The 12,389-nt window shown below is 62.5% G+C and carries 13 protein-coding genes; 9 read left to right on the top strand and 4 right to left on the bottom strand.

Annotated features, from left to right (window positions below; genetic code table 11):
* Window positions 1-97: 97 nt before the first annotated feature.
* On the top strand, window positions 98-781 hold the full coding sequence (locus HKX41_07275) for a transposase (GenBank protein ID NNC23956.1): 684 nt from the start codon (window positions 98-100) through the stop codon (window positions 779-781).
* 102 nt (window positions 782-883) lie between these two features.
* Here HKX41_07275 and HKX41_07280 read toward each other — a convergent pair whose 3' ends face one another.
* Window positions 884-2,113 carry a saccharopine dehydrogenase gene (locus tag HKX41_07280; GenBank protein NNC23957.1) on the bottom strand — a complete coding sequence of 410 codons (1,230 nt, stop codon included), beginning with the start codon at window positions 2,111-2,113 and terminating at the stop codon, window positions 884-886.
* A gap of 139 nt (window positions 2,114-2,252) precedes the next feature.
* Between HKX41_07280 and ubiE the strand changes: the two genes are divergently transcribed.
* Genes ubiE through ubiB form a run of 3 tightly spaced genes read left to right on the top strand, consistent with a single transcriptional unit; the run spans window position 2,253 to window position 5,273 of the window.
* Entirely contained in the window at window positions 2,253-3,011 is a 759-nt protein-coding gene (gene ubiE, locus HKX41_07285) for a bifunctional demethylmenaquinone methyltransferase/2-methoxy-6-polyprenyl-1,4-benzoquinol methylase UbiE (protein ID NNC23958.1), read from the top strand.
* Window positions 3,008-3,631, top strand: coding sequence for a hypothetical protein (locus HKX41_07290; protein ID NNC23959.1), 624 nt, complete (start codon window positions 3,008-3,010; stop codon window positions 3,629-3,631). Before ubiE ends, HKX41_07290 begins: the two co-directional genes overlap by 4 nt.
* A 10-nt stretch (window positions 3,632-3,641) precedes the next feature.
* The gene (gene ubiB, locus HKX41_07295; protein NNC23960.1) at window positions 3,642-5,273 is read left to right on the top strand and encodes a ubiquinone biosynthesis regulatory protein kinase UbiB; all 1,632 of its coding nucleotides are present in this window, start codon (window positions 3,642-3,644) and stop codon (window positions 5,271-5,273) included.
* A gap of 10 nt (window positions 5,274-5,283) precedes the next feature.
* Here the strand turns inward: ubiB and HKX41_07300 are convergent, their stop codons facing one another.
* Window positions 5,284-6,483, bottom strand: a complete 1,200-nt coding sequence (locus HKX41_07300) for a peptidoglycan DD-metalloendopeptidase family protein (GenBank protein ID NNC23961.1) — start codon at window positions 6,481-6,483, stop codon at window positions 5,284-5,286.
* Window positions 6,484-6,578: 95 nt separating this feature from the next.
* On the opposite strand from HKX41_07300, the gene HKX41_07305 reads away from it, so the two are divergent.
* The 5 genes from HKX41_07305 to HKX41_07325 all read left to right on the top strand — a co-directional run bounded on the left by HKX41_07305 (window position 6,579) and on the right by HKX41_07325 (window position 9,948).
* Complete coding sequence (locus HKX41_07305) at window positions 6,579-7,019, top strand: rhodanese-like domain-containing protein (GenBank protein NNC23962.1); 441 nt, start codon at window positions 6,579-6,581, stop codon at window positions 7,017-7,019.
* 38 nt (window positions 7,020-7,057) lie between these two features.
* Entirely contained in the window at window positions 7,058-7,567 is a 510-nt protein-coding gene (secB, locus tag HKX41_07310; protein NNC23963.1) for a protein-export chaperone SecB, read from the top strand.
* 39 nt (window positions 7,568-7,606) lie between these two features.
* Window positions 7,607-8,605, top strand: a complete 999-nt coding sequence (locus HKX41_07315; protein NNC23964.1) for an NAD(P)-dependent glycerol-3-phosphate dehydrogenase — start codon at window positions 7,607-7,609, stop codon at window positions 8,603-8,605.
* 62 nt (window positions 8,606-8,667) lie between these two features.
* Window positions 8,668-9,285: a CDP-alcohol phosphatidyltransferase family protein gene (locus HKX41_07320; protein ID NNC23965.1), complete on the top strand. Its 618-nt coding sequence runs from the start codon at window positions 8,668-8,670 to the stop codon at window positions 9,283-9,285.
* 9 nt (window positions 9,286-9,294) lie between these two features.
* Complete coding sequence (locus HKX41_07325; protein NNC23966.1) at window positions 9,295-9,948, top strand: HAD-IB family phosphatase; 654 nt, start codon at window positions 9,295-9,297, stop codon at window positions 9,946-9,948.
* A gap of 16 nt (window positions 9,949-9,964) precedes the next feature.
* Here HKX41_07325 and HKX41_07330 read toward each other — a convergent pair whose 3' ends face one another.
* Together HKX41_07330 and HKX41_07335 are read right to left on the bottom strand one after the other, a co-directional pair.
* Window positions 9,965-11,086, bottom strand: coding sequence for a glycosyltransferase (locus HKX41_07330; GenBank protein NNC23967.1), 1,122 nt, complete (start codon window positions 11,084-11,086; stop codon window positions 9,965-9,967).
* A 101-nt stretch (window positions 11,087-11,187) separates the two neighbouring features.
* Window positions 11,188-12,336: a glycosyltransferase gene (locus HKX41_07335; GenBank protein ID NNC23968.1), complete on the bottom strand. Its 1,149-nt coding sequence runs from the start codon at window positions 12,334-12,336 to the stop codon at window positions 11,188-11,190.
* Window positions 12,337-12,389: the final 53 nt, after the last annotated feature.

Genomic DNA, 12,389 nt, shown 5'->3' on the forward strand with positions numbered 1-12,389 from the left:
GGCGATGCAACAACCGATGCTTATTAGCTTAGAAATTCCAGGCAATTCCGGGGACGGTGTACTAAACTAGTTATTTCGAACGACTGTGTGAACACTTATGGCCCGGCTCGCCCGCGTCGTCTTACCTAACACGCCCCATCACGTCACACAACGCGGCAACCGGCGTCAGCCCGTGTTTTTCTGCGACGATGACTACGACGTCTATCTCGACCTCATGGCGACGTACGCACGAAAAGCGGGCACGAAAATACTAGCCTATTGCCTAATGCCCAATCACGTGCACTTCGCCGCCGTGCCGACCGAAGCGGATGGTCTACGTGCCATGCTCGGCGAAACACATCGGCGCTACACACGGCACGTCAACTCGCGGGAACAATGGCGCGGCCATCTCTGGCAAGAGCGTTTTCACTCATTCCCGATGGACGAGGCACATCTTGGGTCGGTGCTTCGATACATCGAGCACAACCCGGTAGTAGCCGGCCTGGTCAACGAACCAGCTGATTGGCCTTGGTCCAGCGCCGCCGCGCATCTCACAGGTCGTGACGACCCGCTGATCGATACGCGTGATGTCCGCCATGTGGCCGATGATTGGGCTGCCTATCTCGGAACCCAGGAAACTGATGGGCAAACGCATCAGATTGAGCAGCATCTGCGGACAGGACGTCCGTTGGGCAGTGATCATTTTATCTCGGCCGCCGAACGTCAACTCGGCCGAACGCTCAAGCCAAAACCGCCAGGACCAAAGAAAACTGACGACACAGCAAAAGCGGGCAGCGATTAAATCAATATACTGTCCCCGGATTATAGCGTGCCTTCACCTAGCAACATGGCACAGCGCGGCGGCAGTCGTCGGCGTGACGCACGCTGGACGTGCTATTCGTTCTTACTCGTCGGCAACAAAAGTCACGCCGGCATGGCGTTCCAGGCGCGCGGTCAGCGGCTCGGCCATGAGGCTAGCCGGTGTCCAGAAACCACCCGGCACTGCACCCGGATTGTCGCAGGCCAGGCACAGCCCAGCTTCACCGAATATACGTGACGTCGCGCCATAGCCGGGGTCGCGATCACCACGAACACGGGTTCGAACCGTGTCACCGCTCGGCGTGTGGCCATGGAACCGCACATCGAAGAAACCGTTGGCACGTTTGGTGGCGTTCGGGCCCTGACCGGGCGCGGGTAACACGAAACGTTCGAGCAGATTCCGTGTGGCCTGGAACGAGACCGCGGCCATGAAAGTGCCGAGTGCACCGGCCAAGCCGTACGCGCCAGCACGGCCTTTCAATCCACGGCCAGTGAGCTGGGCTTCGTTATAACTAAACTCGGTGCCGTAACCAGGCTCGGCCAATGCATTCGTGCGATGGACGACATGTTCGTTGACCGCGGCCATGACGAACGGCGCGCCCCAAGCCTTCGCGTCTCGATCCCAGAATGGCCGGGTGACAGGCCGCTGTTTCGTCGTCGGCCGCTTGTCGGCAGGGCAAATCGAATACGGATCGGTGATGTATTGCTGCTGGCCTGGCTCGTCGCGCAGTTGGCGCGCCATATTCGTCATAGTCGCGACGGTACCGCCCGAGACACGGCCGCGCATGGCTTGGATGCGCATGGCGACACGCTGGCACGGCGTGCCAAACCGCGTCCGCGCCTGCGACTGCAGATGCGCAACACCGAGATCGGATGGCACCGAGTCAAAACCGCAGCAAAACACCAGGCGGGCACCGGACTGGGCGGCACGCACCTGGTAGCGCTCGATCATCTGCGCCATCCATGGCACTTCAGCGGTTAGATCGGCGTAATCGGTGCCGGTCTGGGCGCAACTTCGCACCAGCGGTTCGCCATGAAGTGCATACGGGCCGACCGTGGAAATCACGACACGTGTGCGCGCGCACAATGACAACAGCGCGGCGTCATCGTGCGCATCGGCGGCGATGATCGGCAGATCCGGGCACCCGATCTCGGCCCGCACGCCGGCAAGCTTCGTCTCCGAACGACCGGCGATAGCCCAGTTCAGATTGTGGGCATCCGCGCGAGTCGCCAGATGCTCGGCGACCAGCCGACCGACGAAACTCGTCGCGCCAAACAAAACGAGATCGAATACTTCGTGCTTGGCCTGACTCATTTTCTGGCTCCACATACGCCGATTCATAACGAATCATACGCGGCCGGCAGGGCCCGCGCGGCGTCACCCGGCTGGCCGGATTTCGTCGGGCACGATAACCTGATCGTGTTTTAACTCGATGCATTCGAACGGACCGGCCATGCCCGAGACACGTGATACCACAACCACCGATTTCGGTTACGAGGAAATCGACTGGTCGGAAAAAAAGAAGCGCGTCGGCGCGGTTTTCGATTCGGTCGCGGGCCGCTACGACCTCATGAACGACCTAATGTCGGGCGGCATACACCGGCTTTGGAAACGTTTCACAGTGGAGTTAGCAGCTGTCCAGGCCGGCGACCAGGTCCTGGACGTGGCCGGCGGCACGGGCGATCTGGCCGCGGCCTTTGCGCGGCGAGCCGGGCGCAGCGGTCGGGTAACGCTGTCGGATGTCAACGAATCCATGCTCGGGGCCGGCCGCGACCAACTAGCCGATCGCGGCGTGGTCGGCAATGTCGACTTCACCATCGCCGACGCCGAAGCGTTGCCATTCGAGGATGCCAGCTTCGACTGTGTGACCATCGGCTTCGGGCTTCGCAACGTTACCGACAAACAACAAGCTTTGAACGAAATGACACGGGTGGTCAAACCTGGCGGGCGCGTGCTGGTCCTGGAGTTTTCCCAACCGCAGTTCGAAGCGCTGGATAAACTCTACGAGCGCTATTCGTTCTCGGTGTTACCACGGCTGGGCCGTTTTGTTACCGGCGACGAAGACGCCTACCGCTATCTCGTGGAATCGATCCGCATGCATCCCGATCAAGAAACACTGGCCGGCATGATGCGCGCAGCCGGCCTGGAACGCGTGGATTGGTACGATCAAACTGGCGGCATCGTCGCCGTGCACCGCGGTTACCGGCCGTGAGCGACACAGTCGACCTACCGCCGAAACTGCGGGCGGCCGCCGAGATCGCATTCAACCGTTACCTGAGCAACGACCCGAACGCCCTGGCGCGCTGCCGTCGGCTGACGGGCCGAACGCTGGCCGTGCGCGTCAACGACTGGGATCTAGCTATCTGCATCATGGCCGTCGATCACGGCATTCAACTGCGGCCCTGGCGCGACGAGACGCATTATGACGTGGCATTAACCGGCGCCGCCAACGCATTTGCCCAACTCACCCGGCGCGCAGACACCGGTGCTGGCGCCATCGGTGCCAGCGGCTTGAACATTGAAGGCGACATCGGCGTGGCACAGGGCTTCGCCGAACTAGCCCGCACCATCGATGTAGAAGCCGCCGATTTGGTCGAGAGCATTACCGGCCCGGTGACCGCCAGCGTGTTCGATCGCGGCTGGCGCGCCGCGCGCGGACTAGTCAGCCGCATCAGCCAAGAAGTCCCATCCCAGCTCCGCGAATATCTGCTCGAAGAAACCGCCGCGGTGGCCTCGAAGGCCGAGGTCGACGACTTCGCCGAACAGACAGCGCGTTTGCGCGATGAAGTCGACCGGCTGAGCGCGCGCAAGCACGGCTCAGCCGGCGGCTGAGCGCAAACCGATGGCTGGCCAAACACGACGGATCGCCCAGATACTGCGCGTCGCCCGGCGCTACGGGCTTGGCGAGTTGTTCGCCGACACTTCACGTAGCAACTGGCTAGCGCGCACGCTCGGCGCTGGCAAAAAATTAGACGACCCCATCGGCCCGCGACTACGCCAAGCGCTGGAAGAACTGGGCCCGGTGTTCATCAAATTCGGCCAAGCTCTATCGACGCGGCGCGATCTACTGCCGCCCGGCCTGGCCGATGATCTGATCGAATTGCAGGACGCAGTCGCCCCATTTGCCGGCGACCAGGCGCGCGAACTCATCGAGACCGCCTACGGTGAATCGCTGGACCAGCGCTTCGCCTGGTTCGACCCCGAACCGCTGGCCGCAGCCTCCATCGCCCAGGTTCATGCCGCCCGCCTACACCCCCGCGCGGATCAGACAACCGGCGACGACGTCGTCATCAAGGTGCTGCGGCCGCATGTCCATCACCAGGTGGCGCGCGACATCGCAGTTCTCTATCGCCTGGCGCGACTGATCGCACACGTGCACCCGGAAGCCTCGCGGCTGCGCCCGGTGGAGGTCGTGGCCGAGTACGAACGCATCATCCACGACGAGTTGGATCTGCTGCGCGAAGGCGCCAACGCCAGTCAACTCGGGCGTAACTGGGCCGGCTCGGATCTGATCGCCCACCCGACAATCTATTTCGACCACAGCACCGAGAACGTGCTGGTCATGGCACGCATATTCGGCACACCGATCGACGACGTCGAGACCCTCAAAGCCGCCGGCGTGGACTTCAAGGTCTTAGCCGAGCGCGGCGTGGAAATCTTTTTTCAGCAAGTTTTCCGCGATAACTTCTTCCATGCGGACATGCATCCCGGCAACATCTTCGTCGACACCACGCATCCGCACCGGCCGCGTTACATCGGCCTGGATTTTGGCATCGTCGGCTCGTTGACGCCCGCCGACCAACGTTATCTCGCCGAGAATTTCCTCGCGTTTTTCAACCGCGACTACCGCCGCATCGCCGAACTCCACGTCGAGTCCGGCTGGATGCCGGCCGACACCCGCATCGAGGAATTCGAGGCCGCGATCCGAACCGTCTCGGAGCCGATTTTCCACAAACCGCTCGCCGAGATCTCCTTTGGGGTTTTTCTGATCCGGTTGTTCAAGATCGCCCGGCGCTATCGCTACCATGTCCAACCCCAGCTCGTATTGCTGCAGAAAACCGTTCTGAACGTCGAAGGCCTGGGCCGCGATCTGTACCCTCAGCTCGACCTCTGGGCCACGGCCAAACCAATCCTCGAACAATGGATGGCCCGCCGCGCCGACCCGCGCCGGGCGGCACGCCGTTTGCAAGATCAATGGCCACAAATCGTCGACAGCCTGCCCGAGTTCGCCTACCGCTGGGCGCGACAGATCGACGCGCCGGTCGACACGGACACGCCCTCCGCGCCCCGGGCGCTGGTCGATGTCACCCACGAACTCCGTGCGACCCGTCGCAGCCAGCGCTGGAGTCTTTTCGCCGCCGGACTACTGGCACTCGCCGGCGTGCTGACCGCTGCCGACACCGGTTTGGCCGCACCACTTGCCACAGGCCTAGCCGGCCTCGGATGTGGGCTGCGGGCGCTTACGATTCGTTAGCGCAACGCGCTTACTGGGCGAGCCAGCCCGCCGGATCGAGTGGCTTATCGCCGCGACGGACCTGAAAGAAAATGCCACTCTGCCTGTACCCGCCACTCTTGCCGGCTGCAGCAATCTTTTGCCCGGCAGCCACGCTCTGCCCCACGCGGGCAAAGACGGTGGAAGCGTGACCGAACAGCGTGTAATAGCGCGAACCATGCGCCACGATGACAATCAGCCCGTAGCGTTTGAGATAGCCAATATAGACCACTTGCCCCGGTGCGACCGCCTTGACCGGCGTGCCATTTGAAGCGGCGATCCACCGCCCCTGCCAGCGCATCGGTCCGCCGGATTTTCTCTGGTGAAATGCGGCGATCGTTTTGCCCTTCACAGGCGCCGACAGATGCCCACGGCGCTTGGCGAACGCGCCGTAGCTCTGGGAACCATTGTCGTTTAATTGGTTTTCCAAACGGCTAAGCAGCTTTTTCAACTGCTTCGCGTTGGCCTGCATCGACGCCAGGTCCTGTTTATTCGAGCCAAGCTGTTTGTCCAGTGCGGCCAGCGCTTGATGCTGTGACTTGCGACTCTTTTTCAGGTGTGCGAGGACCGCGGCGCGCTTCTCGCGCTTCTGATTCAGTTCCTCGCGCTTGTTTTTCACACGGCGACGGTTTTGCGCCAAATCGGCCAGCGCCTTTTTGAGGCTCGCAATCTGTTCCGACTGTGCCTTGGTGAAGTAGTGGTAGTAAGCCAGTACGCGCCCGATCTCGTTTGGCGAGCGGTTGGACAACAACAGTTTCAGACGGCTGGGCTTTCCATTTTCATAAGCCGCTCGCACTTGTTTGCGCAGTGAGCCGAGCTGGCCCGAGAGCTGTTCCTTTTGATTGTCGATCGTTGCGTCGAGATCCTGGATCTCATCGCGCGCTTGGTCGATCGCTGTATCAACCGCCTGCAGCCGATTACGTGCCTTGTCCAACCGTTTTTCTGCTTGTTGCAAGGTATCGGACAAGCGCGAGCGTTTCTTGCTCTGGCTGCTGATCTGGTCACGAACGGTGGCGATGCGTTCGCGTAGTTTGTCCAGGCGCGCCCGGGTTTTATTGGCTTTCGCGGTGTGGGCGTGGCCGTGGCCATCGCTGTGGCTCAGGGCGGCCGGGCTGGCGCCCAGTATGGCCAACAGACCCAAAACAAACAGCCACCTGCCCATTATTTGTTCACGCCGCGCACCCGAAACCATACCGAGATTGTATCGTCCACCAGGGCCTGCTTATGCCATAATTGTCGATTGAACGGCGGAATCGCCGCCCTATTGAAACGTTGCCGCGCGCTGCTATGACGCCTGCCGAACTCATCGACTTCGTCACCGCCCACCCGGTACTCTGGGCCGGACTGGCGATTACCCTGATCGCGCTCGCCGCCAATGAATGGCTGCTCGCCAATGGCGGCAGTGGCAGCGGTCGTCCCGTAAACCCAAGCGAGGCGGTGCGCCTGATGAACACCGACGACGCCGTCGTGGTCGACACGCGCTCGGCGTCAGACTATAAGAAAAATCACATACTGAACGCCATCCACGTGCCGGTCGCCGGCATCGACGAGCGCGCTGGCGAAATCAGCAAGGACACGAATCAGACCATCATCTGCTATTGCGGCAGTGGCAACCAAGCCGCACAGGCTGCGAGCAAACTGCGCAAACAGGGTTACAGCAATGTCTACACGCTGCGCGGCGGCATCAACGGCTGGGAATCGGACGGCCTGCCGCTGACGGCGAAATAACCCGCACACACCAACCAATCTAAACCGCGGAACGAGCCATGGCCGACGAACTGACGCCCGACGACGCCGACGACACAGCCACCAACGACACGGCCCAGCGCGACGTCACCATCCAGAAACTCTACGTCAAGGATGCCTCGATCGAGGTTCCGAACGCGCCGCAGATCTTCACCGAAGAGTTCCAGCCGGAAGTCAATGTCGACCTAAACACACAGGTCCAACCACTGGCCGAGACCGCATTCGAAGTCGCGGTAACAGTGACGATCAACGCGACCCAGGGTGAGACCACGGCCTATATCGTCGAAGTCCAGTACGCCGGCGTCTTCGAAATCGACGGCGAGATTAACGAAGAAGCGCACGGCCAGCTCCTCGGCGCCTATTGCCCAACGATCATCTTCCCCTACCTACGTGAGACGGCGGGCGACATGGTCCAACGCGCCGGCTTCCCGCATTTCGTGCTGCAGCCGGTGAACTTCGAGGCGCTCTACGCGCAACACCAGGCCGAACAAACCGGCGACGCCCAGAACGCCAGCCGCACGACGCATTAATACGATACCGTTCGCTCACACCGGCACACCCCAGATGAGATGACCAACCTCGCCGTTGTAGGCGCCGGCTCTTGGGGAACGGCGCTAGCACTCGTTCTCGCCCGTCGCGGCTACGCCACCCGTCTAACGGGGCGTAACGCCGAGCGCATCGCCGAACTAGCCGAGGCGCGCGAGAACCGTGCTTATCTGCCGGGACACCAATTCCCGGACTGCCTCGTGCCAACACCGGATACTGGCGCCGCACTCGACAACATCGACTTCGTGATCGTGGCAGTGCCGAGCCACGCACTGCGGGCCACGCTGACGAGTCTGGCGCCCCATCTACCGACGCATTGCGGCATCGTCTGGGCGACCAAAGGCCTGGAGCCGGGAACGGCCAAATTGCCACACGAGGTCGCCGCCGAAACACTCGGCCCAGAACGGCCGCTGGGCGTGCTCTCCGGACCCAGTTTCGCGGACGAAGTCGCGGCCGGTCTGCCGACGGCAGTCACGGTGGCCGCGACGGATCAAGCGTTCGCCGAACACGTGGCGATGTGTTGCCACGATGGCGCGTTTCGCGTCTATGCCACCACCGACGTGGCCGGCGTCGGTGTGGGCGGTGCCGTCAAAAACGTACTCGCCATCGCGGTCGGCTTTGCAGACGGGCTCGGCTATCGCGCCAACACACGCGCACTGCTTATAACCCGTGGCCTGCGCGAGCTGACCGAAGTCGGCGCCGAACTCGGCGCCCACGCCGACACCCTGACCGGCATGGCCGGGCTTGGCGATCTGCTTTTGACCTGCGGCGACGACCAATCCCGGAATCGGCGATTCGGGCTATTGCTGGCCGCCGGCCGATCGGTCGAAGCCGCCGAGCGCGAAATCGGCCAGACCGTGGAAGGCGTGCGCGTGGCACACGCGCTGTATGAGCTCGCGCTCGCGCGCGGGCTGGATGTGCCAATCATCGCCGAAGCCTATCAAGTGCTGTATGGCGGCCGACCGCCCGCGGAAGCCGCTGCACGCTTGATGGAGCGCCCGTTTCGACCGCCCCAAAGATAACCTAAACTGTTGCTTGTAAACGGCAAGCCGCCGGTTTTCGATCCGCTACCGACGCATTACCCATGGCGAACCTCATAACTTTCAGCCGTTTTCTGCTGCTGTTCGCGCTGATCGGTGTGGTCTATTCCGACCTACCGACGCTACAACTGATCAACGCACCGCTGGTGGTGCTCATCATTGTGCTCGACGCCGCCGACGGCTGGGTCGCACGGCGCTTCAACCGCGAAACACTATTCGGTGCGACCTTCGATATCGCAATCGACCGGATCGTGGAGATCGTACTGTGGGTCATCCTCGCAGATCTGGGCTTTATCGGTATCTGGGTGCCGCTGTTGTTTATCATCCGTGGCAATCTGGTCGACGCCGTGCGCGCCCACGGCGCGACCGGCGGCACCGCGGCCTTCGACATGCTGGACACCCCGCTGGGGCGTTTCCTGGTTGCTGGGCCGTTCATGCGTGCCTTCTACGCCGGCGTGAAAGCCGTTGTGTTTGCCTGGCTGCTATTCTGGCAGCCATTCGCCGCACTCGCCCCCGAGTTCTGGGCCAACGCTGGCTGGGCGTTGATACTCATCGGCCAGATACTCACCTGGCTCGCCGCCGCGATCTGCGTTATACGCGGCCTGCCGGTGCTGATTGAATTCTGCGTGGGGGCCGGCCACGACGACACCAACACGCGCTAAACGGCCGCCATGCGATTGGTTTTATTCGATATCGACGGCACACTAGTCACCGGCGCCAGCAGCGAGCAACGCTTTGCGCACTATTTACGCCGTCAGCGTCGGCTACGGCCGCTCGCGCTGCTTGCTTACGTGTTGTTCTTTGTCTGCCACGCGCCGCGCTACGGCCGACGCGTCGTACAACTCAACAAGGCATATCTACACGGACACACATTGGCGGCGCTACGTCGCTACGCGACCGAGTTCGTCCGTCACGAGCTTGTGCCGGCTCTCTCCACAACCGTCGTAGAACGCTTGCGGCAACACCAACGCGCCGGCGACACGGTGGTTCTTCTGAGCGGCACGCCACAATTCATCGCCGACGCATTGGCTGAAGAGCTGGGCGTAGAACACGCCCGGGGCGCCCTCGTGGCCACCCGGCGTGGCAAGATCCAGGCGCTCCGGCCACCGATCCGCCACCCGAACGGGCCCAGCAAGATCGACGCGGCCTACGATCTCGCCGAAGCCACCAACCGATCATTGGCATGGGCCGAGGCCTACGGTGATTCACCGCAGGATCGTTTTTTATTCCACGTAGTGGATCGCACGGTCGTGGCAGGCGCCAACGAGCAACTCGGTGCGCTTGCCAATACCCATAATTGGCCGCACCTCACCAGCACAGGATGAGTGCGCCGCGTCGCATCTACATGCGACCGGGATCGACCACTTCCAGGTAGCGCCGCGTCGCGGTCGCTGTATCGTAACCCGCGACGGCCTGCTGCAAAAATTCGGCCGGCAACGGATGTGCCAACGTCTCGCGCATCGCCTCTGCTAATGGACTGACTGCATCGACCGGCACCAGTGGTCCGAATCTGCCATCGGCCAGTATTTCCCGCGGGCCGCTCGGGCAGTCGGTGGCCACGACCGGCGTCCCGATGGCGAGTGCTTCGGTCAGCGCATTGGGCGAGCCTTCCCAGCGTGACGACAGCACAAACATATCCGCACGCGCCAGAATCGCCGCCGGGTTCTCGACAAAGCCAGCCAACGCAACGCAATCGGCCAGTGCCAGCGACTCGATCCGCCGAGTGATCGCTGCGCGCTCCGGCCCCTCGCCGACAATCAGCAAACGACAATCACGCGTTCGACGCAATTCGGCGAATGCATCAAGCAGGGTCGTCCAGCCTTTTTGTTCGGTGAGTCGCCCGATTCCGACGATGACCGGCGAGCCGCCGTCGCCGGGCCACGGATGCGGGCACGGCTCGCTTGCGCGCTCGAAAAGCGTCGCCGTCACCACCGGGTTGCGGACGGTTTCGATGCGTTCGGCTGGCAGGCCGGTCACCCGGTGCGAATCCGCCGCCACACCATCGGATACGGCGATCAGGCCATCCACGTGTCGATAAACACGACGCATCGGCAACCGGCGAAGTGCGGCCGCAGCGGCCGATTTACCGGCCAGCGATGCGCCTAGATTGGTGCCGAGCCGGCCCACGAGACGCGTATCGACCCGTGCCAGCCAGCGCGCGCGCAGCGCAGCCCGGATAGCGCGATCCTTGACGGCGAGCAACGCCGGTGGCCGGTTTCGGGCCAGATACAACGCCAGTTCCGGCACGCACCACGCAGTGTGGCGCGCACGGAGCCGGATCTGATTCACGCTGTCCGGGATGGACGCCACGAACGGCCCTTCGGTGCGGGCCAGCAACAGATCGACAGCCACGCCTTCGGCCACTAGGCCATCGAGCAGATTGACGAGCATATGCTCGACACCGCCCTGACCGGAAAACGAGACGAAAATCGCCAACCGCCGTGGTTCGGTACCGCTACGCATCGGATTCCATATGCTACACCGCTGGTTCCGGCTGTTGAGCCGGCAGTGCCCGCAACAGTCGCCGTGGCCGAAAATCGCAACAAAATGCCATCAGTCGCCCTCTATGTCGTCGCGACCAATGCGGACAACACGTCTCGATAGCGCTCAGCGCTCACTTCAAGCGTGTAGTCGCGAACCGATTGCCGGAGCATGTCATGTGGTGGCGTCGGCCAGGCGAGTGCCTCAGTAACCGCAGCCGCGAACTGCTTGGGGACGCCCACCGGCACAATCCGAGCATATGGATTATCAGCCAATATCTCCCCTGGTCCACTACCACAGCGCGTAGCCACGACCTTGCGGCCCAGTGCCACCGCTTCGGTAACAATGGTTGGAGCGCCTTCCCAGCGCGACGACAACGCGAACAGATCGGCAGCGGCGATCAGCGGATAGGGATTGGCGACGAATCCCATGAAATCGACGTGTTCACTAATGCCCAACTTGGCCGCGAGCCGCTCCAGGCGCCGGCGCAGCCGACCAGTTCCCACCACGATTAGCCGCAGCGCCTGCGTCCGGCGTGCGATCGCGACCGCACGCAGTAGATCATCGAAACCTTTTTGGCGACGTAACCCGCCCCCGGCCAGGACAACCGGACAGGTTTTGTCGACCAACCACGGGTGCGTCACCGGCTGGCTCGCAAATTCGGTAAGTTCCGGCGTGATAATTGGGCTGGGAATGGCGCGAATACGCGCCTCCGGCACACCGGCAATCTGAGCTGTATCTTCGGCCACGCCGCGAGAGACGGCGATCATCAGGTCAGCGCGCGGCAAGATCCGCCGCATCTCCCGATACTCCGCCATACGCCGCCAGAAGCGCGTCGCCCGGTGCCGGCGCGAAACGACCGTGCTGGCCCGCATGACAATCCGCGTGGCCACACCTGTTTGGTCACGGGCGGCAACAGCCGTTGCATGCGCGCGATCCTTCGCACTGAGCACCACATCGGGCGGCGTGTTTTTCAAGTAATCGACAAACCATCGGTACGAGGTTTGATCGGTGGCATCGCCACCAATTTCGATCAACGCGACGTGTGTCGATAGCTCGCTGAGATACGGTTGGTCGCTGTGCGCGGTGATGAAGTCGACACGGACACCAAGGTCAGTCAACCCGCGCGCCGTGTGGACGACGCCGCGCTCGACACCGCCGTCGCCGAACGATGGAATGAAGATCGCGACGTGCAGGGGAGGCGCGTTGGACACGGATTGCGACGAAGTCATTTAAAACAGGTTTTGGCCGAACCATCGTAACCCGGAGGACAGGTGGCCGGCTG

This window comes from Salifodinibacter halophilus, from assembly GCA_012999515.1.
GTDB classification, from domain to species: domain Bacteria; phylum Pseudomonadota; class Gammaproteobacteria; order Nevskiales; family Salinisphaeraceae; genus Salifodinibacter; species Salifodinibacter halophilus.